The organism is Gordonia jinghuaiqii (assembly GCF_014041935.1).
GTDB lineage: Bacteria > Actinomycetota > Actinomycetes > Mycobacteriales > Mycobacteriaceae > Gordonia > Gordonia jinghuaiqii.
In genome coordinates this window covers 1,560,044-1,577,555 of record NZ_CP059491.1, presented here as the reverse complement: position 1 = coordinate 1,577,555, position 17,512 = coordinate 1,560,044, and the positions used below count along the sequence as shown (strand labels likewise).

13 protein-coding genes are annotated in these 17,512 nt (G+C 67.4%); 6 read left to right on the top strand and 7 right to left on the bottom strand.

Annotated elements, in window-relative coordinates; translation table 11 throughout:
* Nucleotides 1-138 precede the first annotated feature (138 nt).
* On the top strand, nt 139-1,683 hold the full coding sequence (locus tag H1R19_RS06960) for an alanine/glycine:cation symporter family protein (protein ID WP_219851061.1): 1,545 nt from the start codon (nt 139-141) through the stop codon (nt 1,681-1,683).
* An 83-nt stretch (nt 1,684-1,766) separates the two neighbouring features.
* On the opposite strand, the gene nhaA is transcribed toward H1R19_RS06960, so the two are convergent.
* Nucleotides 1,767-3,041 carry a Na+/H+ antiporter NhaA gene (gene nhaA, locus H1R19_RS06955; protein WP_219851060.1) on the bottom strand — a complete coding sequence of 425 codons (1,275 nt, stop codon included), beginning with the start codon at nt 3,039-3,041 and terminating at the stop codon, nt 1,767-1,769.
* A gap of 262 nt (nt 3,042-3,303) precedes the next feature.
* On the opposite strand from nhaA, the gene H1R19_RS06950 reads away from it, so the two are divergent.
* Both H1R19_RS06950 and mscL read left to right on the top strand, forming a co-directional pair.
* The gene (locus H1R19_RS06950; protein ID WP_219851059.1) at nt 3,304-3,963 is read left to right on the top strand and encodes an SAF domain-containing protein; all 660 of its coding nucleotides are present in this window, start codon (nt 3,304-3,306) and stop codon (nt 3,961-3,963) included.
* A 201-nt stretch (nt 3,964-4,164) separates the two neighbouring features.
* Nucleotides 4,165-5,016, top strand: coding sequence for a large conductance mechanosensitive channel protein MscL (mscL, locus tag H1R19_RS06945; RefSeq protein ID WP_219851058.1), 852 nt, complete (start codon nt 4,165-4,167; stop codon nt 5,014-5,016).
* 33 nt (nt 5,017-5,049) lie between these two features.
* On the opposite strand, the gene H1R19_RS06940 is transcribed toward mscL, so the two are convergent.
* The gene (locus H1R19_RS06940; RefSeq protein WP_244970900.1) at nt 5,050-5,670 is read right to left on the bottom strand and encodes a hypothetical protein; all 621 of its coding nucleotides are present in this window, start codon (nt 5,668-5,670) and stop codon (nt 5,050-5,052) included.
* Nucleotides 5,671-6,340: 670 nt separating this feature from the next.
* Here H1R19_RS06940 and H1R19_RS06935 point away from each other — a divergent pair.
* The 3 genes from H1R19_RS06935 (at nt 6,341) to H1R19_RS06925 (ending at nt 11,010) form a co-directional block, all read left to right on the top strand.
* A complete protein-coding gene (locus tag H1R19_RS06935; RefSeq protein ID WP_219851549.1) occupies nt 6,341-8,104 on the top strand; it encodes an ABC transporter ATP-binding protein in 1,764 nt (587 codons plus the stop codon).
* Nucleotides 8,105-8,219: 115 nt separating this feature from the next.
* Entirely contained in the window at nt 8,220-9,971 is a 1,752-nt protein-coding gene (locus H1R19_RS06930; RefSeq protein WP_372632116.1) for an ABC transporter ATP-binding protein, read from the top strand.
* Between the two features lie 58 nt (nt 9,972-10,029).
* Nucleotides 10,030-11,010 carry an alpha/beta hydrolase gene (locus H1R19_RS06925; protein ID WP_219851055.1) on the top strand — a complete coding sequence of 327 codons (981 nt, stop codon included), beginning with the start codon at nt 10,030-10,032 and terminating at the stop codon, nt 11,008-11,010.
* A gap of 411 nt (nt 11,011-11,421) precedes the next feature.
* Here the strand turns inward: H1R19_RS06925 and H1R19_RS06920 are convergent, their stop codons facing one another.
* The 5 genes from H1R19_RS06920 to H1R19_RS06900 form a co-directional block, all read right to left on the bottom strand.
* The gene (locus H1R19_RS06920) at nt 11,422-12,084 is read right to left on the bottom strand and encodes an MspA family porin (RefSeq protein ID WP_219851054.1); all 663 of its coding nucleotides are present in this window, start codon (nt 12,082-12,084) and stop codon (nt 11,422-11,424) included.
* A 70-nt stretch (nt 12,085-12,154) separates the two neighbouring features.
* Nucleotides 12,155-12,796 (bottom strand): MspA family porin, encoded by a 642-nt coding sequence (locus H1R19_RS06915; RefSeq protein ID WP_219851053.1) that lies wholly within the window; start codon nt 12,794-12,796, stop codon nt 12,155-12,157.
* 693 nt (nt 12,797-13,489) lie between these two features.
* The gene (locus H1R19_RS06910; protein WP_188330017.1) at nt 13,490-14,158 is read right to left on the bottom strand and encodes a MogA/MoaB family molybdenum cofactor biosynthesis protein; all 669 of its coding nucleotides are present in this window, start codon (nt 14,156-14,158) and stop codon (nt 13,490-13,492) included.
* Between the two features lie 132 nt (nt 14,159-14,290).
* Entirely contained in the window at nt 14,291-15,805 is a 1,515-nt protein-coding gene (locus H1R19_RS06905; protein ID WP_188330018.1) for a S1C family serine protease, read from the bottom strand.
* 213 nt (nt 15,806-16,018) lie between these two features.
* Entirely contained in the window at nt 16,019-17,506 is a 1,488-nt protein-coding gene (locus tag H1R19_RS06900; RefSeq protein ID WP_188330128.1) for a sensor histidine kinase, read from the bottom strand.
* Nucleotides 17,507-17,512 lie beyond the last annotated feature (6 nt).

Below are 17,512 nucleotides of genomic sequence, written 5' to 3'. Positions count from 1 at the left end.
CAAGACCGGGTCACCCCGCGCCGGAAGTGCGCCTGTCCACACCGACCTGCACGAACGTATCCGCCCTCGACTGATGACCCGAATCGCACCGGAGGCCACCGTGACACGGCCGCGCCTGACCACCCCGCAGGAGCCCAGATGACAGATTTCCTCACTGACCTGAACAGCATCATCTGGAGCAATCCCCTGGTGTATCTGTGCCTCGGCGTCGGCGTGTACTTCTCCATCCGCTCGCGCTTCCTGCAGATCCGGCACGTCCCGGAGATGATCCGGGTGATGCGCACCGGCGAGAGTTCGCCCGACGGGGTGTCGTCGTTCCAGGCGCTGATGATGTCGCTCGCCGGCCGCGTCGGCACCGGCAACATTGCCGGCGTCGCGACGGCGATCGCATTCGGCGGACCGGGTGCGCTGTTCTGGATGTGGGTGATGGCATTCCTCGGGGCGTCGACCTCGTTCGTGGAGTGCACGCTCGGCCAGATCTACAAGACCCGCGACCCGCTGACCAACGAGTACCGCGGCGGTCCGGCCTACTACTTCAGCAAGGCGCTCGCACACACCAGGGCAGCACCGTTCTTCAAGGTCTACGGACTGGTGTTCGCCGCGGTGACCGTGCTCGCCTGTGGTCTCCTGCTGCCCAGCGTGCAGGCCAACTCGATGGCGGTCGCGATGAGTGAGGCCTGGGGCCTGTCCGACTGGACGGTGGCCATCGGCATCATCATCGTGCTGGCGTTCGTGATCGTCGGCGGCGTCAAGCGCATCGCGACCTTCGCGACCGTCGTCGTGCCGTTCATGGCGATCCTGTACATCCTGTTCGCGCTCGTGGTCGTGTTCACGAACGCCTCGCAGATCCCCGAGGTCCTGCGCCTGATCTTCGCCAGCGCCCTCGGCATCGACTCGGTGTTCGGTTCCATCATCGGCGCGGCCGTCATGTGGGGCGTCAAGCGCGGCATCTACTCCAACGAGGCCGGTCAGGGCACCGGGCCGCACGCCGCGGCCGCCGCGGAGGTGTCCCACCCGGCCAAGCAGGGTTTCGTGCAGGCCTTCGCGGTCTACGTCGACACCCTGTTCGTGTGCTCGGCCACCGGCTTCCTCATCATCTCGACCGGCGCCTACCGCGTCTTCGAAGGTGAGAGCGCCGACGGCGCGGTGCTGCAGGACGGCGGGATGCTGTCGGGTCAGGTCGAGGTGGGTCCGGCCTTCGTCCAGGTCGGTTTCGACAGCATGTGGAACGGCGCCGGATCGTCGTTCGTCGCGGTCTCGCTGCTGTTCTTCTGCCTCACGACGATCATCGCCTACTACTACATGGCCGAGACCAACCTCCGGTTCCTGATGGGTAAGGCGTCGACGGTCTACTTCCGGCCGCTGCGCAGCACCCTGGGCTCCAACCTGACCCTGCTGCTGCAGGCCCTGATCCTGGCCTCGGTCGCGGTCGGCTGCGTCTCCACCGCCAGCGACGCCTGGACACTCGGCGACATCGGCGTCGGACTCATGGCCTGGCTCAACATCATCGGCATCCTGATCCTGCAGCAGCCCGCGTTCAAGGCGCTGCGCGATTACGAACGGCAGATGAAGCAGGGCAAGGACCCGGTCTTCGATCCCGTCGCGCTCGGCATCGTCGGGGCGACCTTCTGGGAGTCCTACGGACGCAAGGACTCCGAAGAAAGCGCCACTCTCACCAAGTAACTTCGACGACCCTTCGACGACGCGCCCCGGCCCCCGATTCCGCGAGGGGCTCCGGGCGCGTCGGTCGCACCGGCGGGGCCGCGTCAGCCGCCGATCACGTCCCGGTCGGTGTCGGGGATGTTGTCGCGGTTCATGTCGGCATCGCGGACCTGGCGCGCATCCCAGCGCAACAACACCGCCGCCAGCGCCGCCGAGACCACTGACCCGACGAGGATCGCGGCCTTCGCCGCGGTGGCGTGATCGTCCGAACCGCCCTCGAAACTCAGCTCGGCGATGAGGAGCGCGACGGTGAACCCGACGCCGGTGAGCATGCCGATCGGCAGCAGATCGCGCAGACCGATCGAATCCGGCAGGCGCAGGGGCGTGAACCGGGTCATCACCCACGTGGAGCCCAGGACACCGACCACCTTCCCGACCACCAGGGCGGCGACGATGCCCACGGACACCGGTTGCACGATCGCACCCCCGCCGCCGATCACCGTCACCCCCGCGGCCGCGAAGGCGAAGATCGGCAGGGCGATCGCCGCCGAGTACGGACGGACCGCCTCGCCGAGAACCTCGGTCCGCGGATGCCTCTCGCCGCGGATGGCCACCGCGGGGACCGTGAAACCGAGCAGGACGCCGGCAACGGTGGCGTGGACACCGGAGGCGTGCATCAGCCCCCAGGCGACGAGGGCGACGGGGATCAGCAGCGGCCACCACTTCCACGCCTGCCGCACCAGTACCGCGAAGACGCACACCGCCAGGATCGCGCCGAGCAGCATCACGAAGTCGATCTCGTCGGTGTAGAACGTTGCGATGACGATGATGCCCAGCAGGTCGTCGACCACGGCGAGCGTCAGCAGGAAGGTACGGAGCGCCAGGGGCAGCCCCCGGCCGAAGATCGCCAGGACGGCGAGTGCGAAGGCGATGTCGGTGGCGGTGGGGATCGCCCAGCCGCGCAGGGCCTCGGGATCGCCGAGCGCCACCACGACGACGTAGAACAGCGCCGGGGCGACCATGCCGCCCACGGCCGCCGCGATCGGGACGCCCGCCAGCCTCAGATCACGCAGGCTTCCGGCGACGAACTCGTGTTTCAACTCCACCCCGACCACGAAGAAGAAGATCGCGAGCAGACCGTCGGAGGCCCAGTGGGCCAACGACAGGTGGAGGTGAAGTGCCTGCGGTCCGATCTCGACCGACAGCAGGGAGTCGTAGCTGTCCCGCCAGGGCGAATTGGCCCAGATGACCGCGACCGCCGCGGCGATCAGGAGCAGTGCCCCGCTGGTGGTGTCGAGTGCGGCCCACTGCTGCAGGCGACGCCCTCTGCTCGATCCGGACGTGTCGGCGGTGGTGTCGCGCGGTGGCTGATCGGTCATGTCGTTCCTCTGCTCGGCGGACACGGAGAGTCCTCGTCACGCCACCCGGGCCGGGCAGCGGCCGACCAGACTTCCCGGCACACCGGCGTCGATTCTTCCCTACGACGCGGCGTCGGGCCATCCCGGCTCGCCCGTCCTCGGGCCGGCGGCCTCGCGCCCTCGAGGTTCCGCGGTTGTCCACACCCGGCGCGCGCTCGGCGGGCTTGTGCACAATCGGTCGACGACGCGGCGTCTCCGCCCGTCGTCGACCTAGGGTTCGGCCATGTCGCTGATCACCCGTGATCCCCTCGCGCCACGCCTGCGCGACCGTGTCGGCCACGCCTTGCGTCCCGGGTGGACACGCGGTCTGCTGATCCGACGCGTCGTTGCGGTGGCGCTGGTCGTGGCGGCCGCGGTCGTCGGGTTCGCTGGGTCGCGTGCCGACGGTGAATTCGAGGTACTGGTGGCCGCGCACGATCTGCTGCCGGGCGAGACGGTCGGACCCGACGACCTGCGGCCCCGGATGATGGCGGCATCCGCGGCACCCGGCGGGGTCCTCGTCGACGCGGATCTCGCTCTCGGGCGGACCGTCACGGGCCGGGTTCGCGGCGGAGAGATCCTCACCGACACCCGCCTGCTGTCCTCGCACCTGCCCGCCGACCTCACCGGCACCGGAGATGCCCGGCTCGTGCCGGTCCGGCTCTCCGACGAGGCGATCACCTCGCTCCTGCGCCCCGGCGACGTGGTCGACGTGCTGACCGAAGATGCCGATGTACTCGCGCGACGCGCTGTCGTCGCACTCCATGCGGGTACGCCGGAGACCGGCGGCATCGCCGGCGGGCGCAACGCCCCACGACCGGTACTGCTGGCGATGGACGCGGCGTCGGCACATCGAGTGGCGGCCGCCGGATTGGACACGTCGCTGGCCGTGGTCCTGCACTGACCACGGGATCCGGCCCGCCTGACTCTCCCGGACCGATGCGCGCACGACAACACACGCACCAATCAACTCAAATAGATCGGTTTGCTCACGATCCTGGATAGTGTAAAACGCGGCGGCACCCCACATGTCGGATTTGCGCCGATCGCAACAACCGAATCACCGGAGCAAGAGCGGAATCATCACCGAGGAGAGGCCGGACACGTGCTCAAGGGCTTCAAGGACTTCATACTCAAGGGCAACGTCATCGAGCTGGCGACCGCGGTCATCGTCGGCGCGGCATTCACCGCGATCGTCACCGCGTTCACCGACGGGATCGTCCAGCCGATAATCAACGCGATCCCGATCGGGTCGGACTCCGCTCAGGGACTCGGGTTCCAGATCACCGACAACTCGTCGACGTTCGTCGACATCGGCAGCGTGATCACCGCGGCCATCAACTTCCTGATCATTGCGGCAGTGGTGTATTTCATCATCATCCTGCCGTACAACAAGCTCTACGAACTCGGCGGTTTCGGCAACAAGGCCGAGGTCACCGAGGTCGCACTGCTCACCGAGATCCGCGACCTCCTCGACCCGGACGGCACATCCAAGGCCAAGGTCGAGGCCGAGAGCGACCTGCCGTCGCACCTCAACGATCCCGGCGCGGACCCCGACGAGTACGGTCCGCACTCGGGATCGTTCGCCCCCTACGAGTCCCCGTCCGGAGCAGGCACCACGCAACGGATCTCGGCGCCTCCCTCGTCGGGGCAGTCGTCCCCGCAATCGGCACCTCCCCACTCCGCGCCTCCGCAGAACTGGCCGCCTCAGGGCCCACCGTCCGGCGGACCCGGACAGGGCGGACCCGGACAGGGCGGACCGGGACGGGGCGGACCCGGGCAGGGCGCCCAGCCCTACCCGACGCCGCAACCGGCACCCGGCAATTACCCGCCGCCCGGGAACTACCCACCCCCGGGTAACTACCCGGCCGGGCCGGGTTCGGGATATCCGGGCGAGCAGTACCCGGGCGATTTCCCCGGTGAGGACCCCGACGCACCGGGGCGCCACTCGCGCTGACCGACCAGATCGCACACGGCTTCGGTTCTGACCTCAGGTGGGCGGCACCGGCGGATCGATCCGTTGCACCCACACCCTCGGGCCGTCGGTGAGCGTGAACTCCGCGCGGACCAGCGCATTCCACTTGCGGGCGTAGAGCTTCGACAACTGGGCGTCGCTGGTGCTGCAGGTCAGCGGCAGCCCCAGGCGCCGCGCACGTTCGACGACGGGATCGACCAGCGTGGCCAGCGTCCCGCCCCCACGGTGATCGGGATGTACGAGGGCGAAGATCACCTTGACCGCATGATCGGCGACCTTCGCGTCCTCCGTCTTCTTCTGCAGCTCGGTGAATCGCGAGATGAACCCGTCGATCTTCCGGACGTACTCGCGCGTTCGCGCTTTGAGGCCCTCGTCGATGAGGCCGGCGTCATCGCCGGTCCCGGCCGCCGCGATCAGAGCGATCAGCCGGCCGGATTCGTCGAACACGCCATGGAGACCGCGCAGGTACTCGACGAAGAGCACCTCCCCGTACCAGCGGTACGCGTCGGACTCGGCGTACTCCCCGATGAGCCACCGATAGACCGGAACCTCACGCAGACCGAGCTCGAGCAGGTCGAGCGCACCTTCGCGATCTGAGGCAAGCAGTTGCCGAGTCGTCGTCGCAGCTACGTCCACGCGTGGCGTCACCGGTCCATATCAGCACATTGTCCGCACGTGTTGCGAATCACCGACGCAATGTTCGGTTCGAATTCGACGGATAGTCACATGCCGCTCAGAACTATTTCATTAGCTGTTGTAATCTTCGCGTCGTGGCCGTCGATCGATTTCTGGTCGATGTCCACGTCGCGAGTTCATCGATGAGGAGATATCACATGGCAGAAATCATTCAGGGTGCAATCACCGACGTCATCGTGGAGCTGATCACCGGATCGATCGAGTCGGGCTCGGATAGCATCGAGTAAATCCGGCTCTACTTCGGGACGTCCCGTGGCTTTTGTCGCGGGGCGTCCCTTGGTGTCAGAAAACGATCGGTGTCAGAAAACGATCGGTGTCGGAAAACGATTGGTGTCAGGAACGTTTGGCATCACCGCGATCCTCCCAGAAATCAATCTGCGTCGAACGATCATCGAAGTCGATTTCATGATCCATTCATTTTTCGAGATCGCAAATACCCGATCGCGGGAGCCAAGATCTCCTTTCACCGGGACCGACCAGAGGAATCCCGACCACCTGTAGACTCGTGCCGCCCCACCCACACTGATACGAAGCGAGCACGGTTTCCTTCCCCATCGTGGACCGCAGGCTTTCGCGCATCGTCGAGAAGAAATCGGAGCGCCCGCACCACATGCCCATCACCGGCTCACTGAGCAGAGATGAGGCACGCGCCCTGCTCGCCCTTATCGGCGTCGCAATCCGGGCCACACCCCGCGCTTTCGTGGGCTTTCTGCTCTTCCAACTGGCCACGGTCTTCACCACATTGGCCCAGCCCGCGCTCAATGCCGCGATCATCGACGACGGGATTCTGCGCGGCGATGTCGGCGCGATCAAGCGGGTCGGCGTGATCATGGTCGTGGTGGCCGTGGTGAACCTCGTCGTCGCAATGGGCGCGACGTATCTCGCCTCTCACATCTCGGCCACCGCGGCGCGCGATCTGCGCGCCCGGATCAATCGTCGTATCGGGGCGTTCACCGATCCGCAGGTGGCCCGGTTGGGTCTGTCCAGCCTGTTGACGCGCTCCACCGGCGACGTCGGTCAGATACAGGGCTTCCTGTTCATCAGCCTCACCGTCGTGGTCACCGCACCGCTCATGCTGTTGGGCGCACTCGTTCTCTCGCTGACGCAGGGATGGCGGATGGCGCCGGTCATCGTCGTCGCCGGCGCACTGCTGGTCGCCCTCGTCGCCGTGCTCGTGCGGCGCCTCGTGCCGTGGGCTGCGCGCCTGCAGAGCCGTCTGGACGCCGTCAACCGGGTCCTGCGCGAGCAACTGCGCGGCATCGCGATCATCCGGACGTTCCGCCGCGAGGACCACGAGCGGGCCCGATTCGCCGTCGAGAACGACGAGCTCACCCACGTGGCGCTACGGCTGGGTCGTCTGCAGGTGATGATGCTCCCGGTGGTGACCATCGTGTCGAACCTCGCGGTGGTGGCGGTGACGGCGCTGGGCGCGCTGTTCGTCGACCGGGGGCAGATGCAGATCGGTCAGATCACCGCCACCGTCGGCTATCTGTCGCAGATCCTGCTGGCCGTGTCGCTGCTGACGGTGATCGCCGGGGTCATCCCTCGAGCATTCACCAGCGCCGGACGCATCACCGAGGTGCTCGACACCGAGGTCCTCGACGCGGGTGACGCCGACGCCGACGCACCGTCGAGCCCACCGGCAGTGGTGTTCGACTCGGTGTCGCTGTCCTACCCCGGCGCCGAGGCACCCACCCTCGACGCGGTCTCGCTGTTCTGTGCTCCCGGCACTGTCACCGGGATTCTCGGCGGCACCGGAAGCGGGAAGTCGACCCTGCTGTCACTTCCGCTCCGGTTCGCCGACCCCACGGCGGGAGTGCTGCGGTGGAACGACGAGGACGTCACCACGCTGGCCCCGGCCTGGGTTCGCGCCCGCAGCGCGTTCGTGGGCCAGGACGCTTCCCTCATCACCGGTACCGTCGCCGACAATCTCCGGCTCGGACGCCCGGAGGCCACCGACGCCGAATTGTGGGAGGCGCTGGAGGTCGTCGCGGCGGCCGACTTCATCTCCGCTCGCCCCGGAGGGTTGGAGGCCGCGGTCTCGCAGGAGGGACGCAACTTCTCCGGCGGTCAGCGCCAGCGTCTCGCGCTGGCACGGGCGGTTCTCCGACGACCCTGCCTCTACGTGCTCGACGACCCGTTCAGCGCACTCGACGTCGACACCGAGAAGCGCATCATCGAACAACTGCGGCTCACCCATCCCGATGCGACGATCCTCATCGCCGCGCAACGCGTGTCCTCGGTCGGTCACGCCGATGTCATCGCCGTGTTGGAGGACGGCCGGATCGTCGCCGTCGGGACCGACGAGACCCTGCGGGCCGAGAGCGACATCTACCAGGAGATCGCCTACGCGCAGGCGGTGACCAATGCGTGACCGGACCGGGCGCGCACTCACCCGAGCCGTCCCGGCGTCTACGTCGGCGAAGGAGGTGAAGCCGACACGGCGCGCCTCGGACGGCTCACTGCGGTGGATCGTCGGCCAACTCGACATGAGCAGGGGTCGCGGAGTCGCCATCTCGCTGCTCGCGATCCTCGCGGCGGTCGGTGGCGTGACCGCACCGATCCTGTTCGGAGCGATCACCAACGTGATCGTCGACGGCACGACCGGCGACGCCGCGATGGACTGGGATCGGCTCTGGACCCTGCTCGGAGTTCAGGTGATCGTGTTCGGAGTCGTCGCCGGTTTCACCCTGCTGCAGGGACAGTTGCTGACCATCGCCGTACAGCGGTCGGTGGCCGGTCTGCGCGAACGCATCGAGGACAAGATCCATCGTCTGCCGCTGCGCTACTTCGAGAACACCAAACGCGGTGCCCTCGTCAGCAAGCTGACCGCACACACCGACAACGCGGCAACAGTGATCGCCCCGGTCCTGGTCACCGTGCCCACCAACCTGCTGACGTTGGTGGCGGTGACGGTGGTGCTGTTCGTCATCTCGCCGCTGCTGGCGTGCGTCGCACTGGTCGCCGCGCCGGTGTCGGCGGTGGCAGCCGTGCTGATCGCCCGCAAGGCCAGACCGCATCTGGAGGAGCGGTGGACCTCGACCGCGGCACTCACCGGACACATCGAGGAAGAGCTCAGCGCCCGCCGGATGCTGCAGGCGTACAACGCCGAACCCATCGCCGCCCGACGCTTCGACGACCTCAACAACACGCTGTTCCGGTCGCTGCGCTCGGCGCAGTGGACCGGCGGCTCGCTTCCCCCGGTGCTCTCCGCGGTCAACGCACTGGTCTTCCTGGTCCTCGCCGTGCTCGGCGGCATCATGGTCGTCGACGGGGCTCTGAGTCTCGGCGCGGCCCAGGTGGCGGTGGTCTTCTCCCAGCAACTGACCGGTGCCGTCCGCGAACTGGCGGGCTTCGTGACCAAGGTGCAATCGGGAACGGTGTCGGCGAGCAAGGTCCGCGAGGTGCTCGACGCCCCGGAGGACCCGACAGACGGCGGGATCGCAGCCGGCGCCGCCGCGAGGCCGACGCCGTCCGGAGGGCATCAGTCCCCTCCCGAGATCGTCTTCGACGACGTCGCGTTCTCCTACGAGGAAGACAATCCCGTCCTCGACTCGGTGAGCTTCCGCATGGCTCCGGGTACGACCACCGCGGTCGTCGGGACGACCGGGTCCGGCAAGACCACCCTCACCAACCTGCTCCAGGCGTTCTACACGCCGACGCGCGGGTCGATCACCATCGACGGCGAGGACATCACCGATCTGGGCCCGCACCGGGTCCGCGCCGACATGGCGGTGGTCACGCAGGAGCCGTGGTTGTTCACCGGAACGGTCCGCGAGAACATCGCTTTCGGCTCCGCGGGCGACGCCGACGTGACCGAAGCACTCGTCGACAGCCACGTGGCGCAGATCGTCTCGGCGCTCCCCAACGGCCTCGACTCCCTCATCGGCCAGGACTCGGAGAACCTCAGCGCCGGCGAGAAGCAGCTGGTGACGGTGGCCCGCGCACTCGCCGCCTCGCCGCGGATCCTCATCCTCGACGAGGCCACCAGCGCCGCGGATCCGCGCACCGAACTGCTCGTCCAGCGGGCGCTGAATCGACTCCGGGCCGGCACCACCACGCTGCTGATCACCCACCGCATGGCGACCGCCGCACTGGCCGACCAGATCGTGGTCCTCGAAGATAGGGTGATAGCCGAAGCCGGGACCCATGAGGAGCTGATCGCTGCGGGCGGAGTCTATGCCCGTAGATGCGGCGCCATCCCGAGCACGCCGGACACGGGGTCGGCCCCGCGACGGTGACCAGAAGTGAGCGCCCGCCTGCGGCGCGGACTTCGACTTTCTCGTTGAGGAGGAACACTTGTACAGGTCTCTACGCAGGTTCGGACTGATCGCTGCCGCGCTGAGCATCTCGCTCGTCGCCCCGCTGTCCGGTGTGGCGAGTGCCGTCCCCGGGTTGGTGGATGCGGGATCGCCCTCCGACCGGGTCACCGACATCATCGTCCATTCCGATGCGATGGACCGCGACGTCCCGCTGACGGTCATCAAGCCTGCCGACGAGTCCACGCCGCGCGGAGTGCTCTATCTGCTCAACGGTGCCGGCGGCGGCGAGGATCGTGCCAACTGGCTGGAGAAGACCGACATCGTCGAGTTCACCAGGGACAAGAACCTCTACGTCGTCATCCCCAACGCCGGCGCGTACAGCTACTACACCGACTGGCAGAAGCCGGACCCGGTACTCGGTGTCAACAAGTGGTCGACGTTCCTCGGCAAAGAACTCCCGCCGGTCGTCGACGCCACCTACAACACCTCCGGTCGCAACGCGATCGGCGGCATCTCCTCGTCGGGCACCTCGGTCCTGAACCTCGCCATCGAACATCCCGAGCTGTATCAGGCCGCCGGCTCCTACAGCGGTTGCCCGACGACGTCGGATCCCCTCGGCCAGCAGAGCATTCGTCTCGTCGTCGAGACGCGTGGACAGGGAGACGCCACCAACATGTGGGGCCCGTACAACGGCCCGGGCTGGCGGGCCAACGATCCGGTGATCAACGCCGACAAGCTGCGCGGCAAGAAGCTCTACATCTCCAATGCCGGCGGCCTTCCCGGCCGGTACGACACTCCGCGCCACGTCCAGGATCCGTCGACCCTGGTCGATCAGGTTCTGGTCGGCGGCGTCATCGAAGGCACCACCGGCGCGTGCACGGTTCAGTTGCTGAATCGCCTCGGACAGTTGAACATTCCCGCGACCGTCGACCTCCCGCCGACCGGCACCCACTCGTGGATGTACTGGCAGGATCAGCTGCACCGTTCGTGGTCGTTCTACGAGCGTGCCCTGAGCTGAGCCGGGCCCTGCTCGCCGGTTGCTCACCGACGGCGTGGAAGTTGGTGTAGCCGCAGCATGGCCGCTTCACGCGTTCGGTGTCTCGGGGTCGATGACGAGATTCCGATGCCCGCCCCGGATCTGGACGAACCCGTAATGGCACGGCCCTCGCCGGCCGTCGCAGCCAGGTAGTCCTCCACACCGACACGGATCTCGTCGGAGGGGGATCTCCTCGGAGGGCGGGTCGAGCGGTCACTGAGTCGTGGAGCTTCGTTCGGGTGGTCTCGTAGACGACACAGCCCTCGTCCTGGGCGCGTGCATTCCCGCATCGAGACCCGATCCCGGCAGCAGACGAACAGACATCAACACCGCGGGGCGGGAACCCTTTTCGAATTCCCGCCCCGCGGTGGTGCTGATGGGTCAGCGAGCAGATCAGCCGATGCTGAACGGCTTGCCGTACAGGGTGATGACACCCTTGACCGCGTCGGTGCTGACCGTGACCTTGATCTTGGCCTTGGCCGAGGCGTAGCCCGCGCAACCGTCCATGCCGAACTTCTGCTGGCTGTAGGTCACGCCACCCTTCTTACCCAGGAAGGTGTAGCTGGAGACGTTGTAGTCCTTGTAGGCCGTGTCGCTGCCCGAGGTCTCTTCGATGATCGGGAAGTACGTGGCCTGTCCCGGTCCGAGATTGAAGCCGGCCTCTGCACCGGCAACCACACCGTTATTCGCTTCGACCTGGTCAACCCGCACGCCGGCTTCGGCGCCTGCGCTCGCGCCGAAGTTCACCTGGCAGCCGACGAGGTAACCGGCAGCGATCGATCCGCCCTCGGCCTTGCCGCCGACGGTGACCTTGACCTTGCCCGAGAGCCAGACCTCACGGCTCGTCTGGACGTTGGTGACGGCGCGCTGCACGTTGACGAACTCGTCGAACAGCTGGACGGTGACGGGGGTTCCGTCGACCAGGGTGCGGGTGATGTTGCCACCCGGCAGCGGGCCCGCCGTGGCGCCACCGGCACCCAGGCTGGTGAGGCCCATCGCGACGGCACCGGCAAGACCGGCCGCCGCAACCACGCGACGCGTGATGTTCTTCTTCATGATTCCCCTTCGTGGAATATCAATCTGCTCAGGGCAGATAAGTCAGGTCGTGCTAGTTATCTGCGCCCGCTCAGTTGAGGCTGAAGGGCTGGCCGTACAGGGTGGACTGGATGAGGGTGCCTTCGCCGCTGACCTTGCCGTCGTCGGTGCTGTAACCCTTGGCGCCGATGACCTTGGTGATCGTGCGTGCCGAGGCGTAGCCACCGCACTGCTGGACCTGGACCTCGAACTGGGACAGCTGGATGGCGGCCCTGCCCGAGTCGGACAGATCCTTGTCGGTGATGTCGGCGACGACGACCTCGCCCGGCTTGAGGGGGATGCTGAGGGAGCCCGCGGCATCGAGTCCGGTCAGGTCAATGCCCGCGCCGAGTCCGCCTTGGAGACCGGTGATGTCCACCTGGCAACCGATGAGCAGCTTGACCGCGAGATTGCCGCCGACGCCCTTGCTGGCCTGAGCCTGGTAGATACCCGAAACCACTGCGGAGCGTCCCGAACCGTTGTTGGCCACAGACGGGGCGGGGAGTGCGAACTCACCGGTGCGCCAGGTCTGGATCGACTCGCCGTCGATGCCGGCGGCCTTCTTGTAACCGTTGGCCAGCTTTCCTGCCGCCGCCTCACCGGCACCGATGCCGGCCAGGCCCACGACCGCGGCCGAGGCAATCGCGACCGCGCCCGCGGCGCGGCGCAGCCCAAGCTTGCTGAACTTGCTCATTCGTTCCCTCTCACAGGATTCGGCTGTTACCCCGCGGAATGCACGTACATCCGCAAGTCATGACCCTCGAGCTTCGATGGGCTTCCACACAGATACCACTAAGTGAGCGCTTACGCACTTCTTAGCGGATGTTCAGAATCCTTCGAAGTCCTGGTCAGTGCTGCGTTGTCACTCGCGACAGATCGCAGGACCACTCTCAGCTCCCGACTCTGGGCACCAAGCGTTGTCGAGGCGAACGTTATCGGAGGGGTCTCAAGTGGGGCAACAGGAGGACTCAGGCGTGTCACGAATAGGACACGCACAATCGCAAATGTGAAATCCGCCAGCGATGGAAAGGTGAAAGTTAACGACAGATAAACACGCTGATGCGCCTATGTAGAGGATGTCGCATTTCACTCATAGTGAGGCGGCCGCTGCGCTTCGAACCAATCCTTAGAGCGTCCTGTGTGATGTTCGTCACTCTCGTCGGAGGTGATCTCCGGGAGGTCGGCACCGAAGACCGAGTCGAGCGTCCGGCGCCGGGCAGCACGACGCCGGGCGACCATGTCATCGCTGGTCACCATCGGTTTTTCGGACTTCTCGGGATCATTTTTCACCGGATCAGACGTCCCATTGCGAGGTGGAACACACGAGTTAACCTGGGGTTTTCTTAGCTTAGCTCAAAGAAATTCTGGTATGGCCGCACGGACCGCGTCAGAATTCGCTGATCGACTCGATCACGTATTTCGCGAGCGGGGCGGCGGTGGCCATCCCGTCGCGCACCGCGGCGCGGGAGTTGGCGATGTTGACCACCAGCGTCTGGCCCGAGATTCCGGCCAGCCCGCGCGAAAGTCCGCCGTCGGTGGCCCCGGCCGCGAGCCCGGAGCTCCGCACGGCCTCCTCGATGCCCCGTAGTCGGCGGTCGAGCAACGGTTCGGTGGCCTCCGGGGTCACGTCGCGGGCACCGACACCCACACCGCCCACCGACACCACCAGGTCGACACCGCCGATCACCGCGGTGTTCAGCGCGTTGCGGATCTCCACCTCGTCGCCGGAGACCACGACGGCCGCGTCCACATGGAAGCCCGCCTCGGCGAGCAGTTCGCCGACGAGCGGACCCAGGAGGCTCCGGTCTTCGCCATGTGCGGCCTCGTCGTCGACGACGACGACCAGCGCGCGACCTATCTCTCCGCCCTGCGGCCGGTGCGTGGCCTGCTCGTGGCGTGCGACGAACTCGCGTGCCGCGGCGTCGGCCGCCACCACGTCCGCCGGGTCCACCCGCCCGGGGTCACCCGCGAGCCGGACACCGAGCGCACCCTCCTCGATCCCGGTCTCGGCGGAGATGGCGGTGTTACCGGAGGTGCGGGAACCAGAGTCGGACATGACAGGCCTTTCTAATCGGTCGGACCGTCGAGACGGTCGGTCGTGCTGCGCTGCACCAGCGCCTTCGTCGGGCGCAGGTGCAACCTCGATGAAAAGTTGCACTTGCGGGTCACCGAGCCCCGCGCTCGCCGGTCACTTGACCTCGAGCGTCCCCAGCTTCACCTGTGCGGTCCTGCTCGCACCGTTGACCCGATAGGTCACGGTCACGGTGTCTCCCGGTGCGTGCGAACGCACCGCGGCGACCAGGGCGTCGCCCGAGGAGATCACGCGATCGTCGAGTTTGGTGATCACCGCGTCGGCGGGGATGCCCGCAGCCGCGGCCGGCCCACCCGGTGTCACCGCGGTGACGACGGCCCCGGGAGCGTCGGTGTCTCCGCTCGGACGCACCGACACACCGATGTTGGCGTGACTGGCCTTTCCGGTCGTCTCGAGTTCCTTGGCCACCCGGATCGCCTGATCGATCGGGATCGCGAACCCGAGTCCGATGCTGCCAGTGGCCTGTTCCTCTCCCCCGCCGAGGGTCGCGATGGCGGTGTTGATACCGATCAGCGCACCCCGCGCATTCACCAGGGCGCCGCCGGAGTTGCCGGGGTTGATCGCGGCGTCGGTCTGGATCGCGTCGATCACCGACGTGGTGTTGCTACTGGGATCCCGCGACGTCAGCACCGGGCGGTTGAGCGCACTGATGATGCCGGTGGTGACCGTGCCCGCGAGGCCCAGGGGCGAGCCGATCGCGATCACGTCCTGTCCCACCGCGAGATTGTTCGAGTTGCCGACCGTGATCGCGGTCAGATCGTCGCGCTGGACCTTGATGACCGCGATGTCGGAGATCGGGTCCGCCCCCAGCACGCGGGCTTCGGACCGGGACCCGTCGGAGAAGTTCACCGCGACCTTGGACGCGGGAGCGTTCCCGCCCGCACTCACGACGTGGTTGTTGGTCATGATCACGCCGTCCCGGCTCAGGACCACGCCCGAACCCGACCCGAGGGCACCGCCCGAGGCGACCTCGATCGAGACGACCGACGGGAGCACCCTGGCAGCGACCTCCTGCACCGAGCCCTCCGGGGCAGAGACGGGGTTGTTGTTGCCGTTGGCGCTGGGATCGCCACCGAGCGGACCACTGGTGTTGCTGGTCGAGCCGTTGTCGGAGTCGGCGAGCGTGTACCCGGCGAAACCGCCGACACCGCCGGCGACGAGTGCCAGCACCAGCGCAGCCGCTCCGAGCGCCGCCAGACGTCCGCCGCCGCCCTTCTTCGCCGGAGACCTCGTCGGGTCACCGGCCGGGTCCCCGAAGACGGGCTGGGCACCGGGTTGCGAGCCGTAGGCGCCCGGTCCGGGCGGACCGTATGAAGGTCCCGGGCCGCCGGGACGGCCGTACTGCCCCTGCGGAGGGAACTGGCTGGTGCCGTAGGACGACGTCGGCGCGTTGCCACCGCCATAGGAGTGCGCAGGACCCGGCGAGGGGAACGAACCCGACGGCGGGGCGCCCGGTCCGCCGGAGTCCCGGCCTGGATATCCCGGTGCGCCGTAGGACGGCGTCGGTGACTCGGCTCCGGACGGAGTGGGCGGGTTGGCCCCGCTGTGCTGGCCACCGCTGTGCTGGCCACCCCCGTACGGACCGCCACCTTGCGAACCGCCAGTCGTCATTGTCGTCTCTTCCTCGTCGTCCTGGTCCGGCCGTACACGCCGGGCCGGGTTGTCCCATAGTGGCTGGGTATGGCCGGAACACCTCAACCGTCGTACCCGAACAGCGCCTTCGGTCAACCCTAGGTGATCGGTGAGCAGGTCACCTCGGGTAACACACAGCTGTTCTCCACCCGCGGCGCCGCGTCGAGTGACCCGATGTCACGCGCTTCTCCCCTACTGACGAATCACTTGCGGAGATGGTTCCGCGGCGGTCGCGCGTCCCGGCAGGGTCATCCGGATCAGTGTTCCCCCGAGCGGCGAGGTGTCGGCCACCACGTGTCCACCGTGACGTTCGACCACCTGCCGCACGATCGCCAGTCCCAGACCGGAGCCGGGCATCGAGCGCGACTGCGTCGACCGGTAGAACCGCTCGAACACCAGATCACGGTCCTCCTCGGGGATGCCGGGCCCGGCGTCGGCGACGGTGAGCTCCGCGGTCGACATCCCCACCTGGGTCAGCTCGACGCGCACCGAACGTCCCGGCGGACTCCACTTGGCGGCGTTGTCCAGCACGTTCAGCACCGCCCGCGACATCCCGTGCTGTTCGCCGAACACGTACCAGGACGACAGGTTGGCCTCGAACTCGACGTCGTTGCGGCGCCGCCGAACTCGTTCGAGTGCCTGCTCGACGATCTCGGCGAGGTCGATCTCCTCGTAGACCACCTCGGGGGCGTCCTCGCGGGCGAGGTCGACCAGATCGCCGACGAGCGTGGACAATTCCTCGATCTGGGCGATCAGGTCCTCGCGCAACTCGACCATGTCCTGTTCGGGCACGGCCCGCGCCCCTGGCCGGCTCGCCGCGATCAGCAACTCCAGATTGGTCCGCAGCGAGGTGAGCGGGGTCCGCAGTTCGTGGCCCGCATCGGCGACGAGACGTGCCTGCCGGTCGCGGGACTCGTCGAGCGCCCGCAGCATCGCGTTGAAACTGGCGGTCAGGTCAGCCAACTCGTCGTTGCCGGTCACCGGGATGGGCGTCAGGTCGTTGGTGCGGGCGACCCGCTCCACCGCACGGTTGAGTCGGGCCACGGGTCTCAGTCCGGCCCGGGCGACCGCCGTTCCGGCCAGGGCCGCCAAAGCGACTCCGCCACAACCGACCACGAGCAGCACCCAGGCAAGACGCTTGAGAACCCGGTCGGTCTGGACCAGGCTCTGGGCGAGAACCAGCGTGTTGCCGTCGTCGAGCTTGCGGGTCAGGACCCGCTGGTTGCGGGTGGTGCGCAGGCTCTGCCGAGTGGATCCGGGCACCGCCGGGGCCCGCACGATGTCGCGTTCGACATCTTCGAACGGCACCTGGCCGATGAGATAGGTCTCCCCGCTCGGGGTCACCAGCGCGATGGAGATGCTGGTGGAGAACACGGTTCCGGCGACCAGCTGCTCGGGCTGGTCCCGCAGCACCCCGGCCCGCGCGAGTGCGGCCATCCCGTCGGCTCGGCTCTCGAGTTGCTGATCGACCTCGTTGTACATCGCGCGGTAGACCACGAAGTAGGCCGCGGCGGCCATCAGGCTCACCGAGACCAGCACGACGGTCGCGGAGAGGATCGTGACGCGCGTGCGCAGCGACACCGCCCGCATCAGCGGCATCGGCGCCCGCATCTGCTTCTCCCCGGATCCGGTTGCGCCCCCCGCGTTTCCGGTGAGCAGCCGGGCCAGCCGATCCCGCAGGGCGGA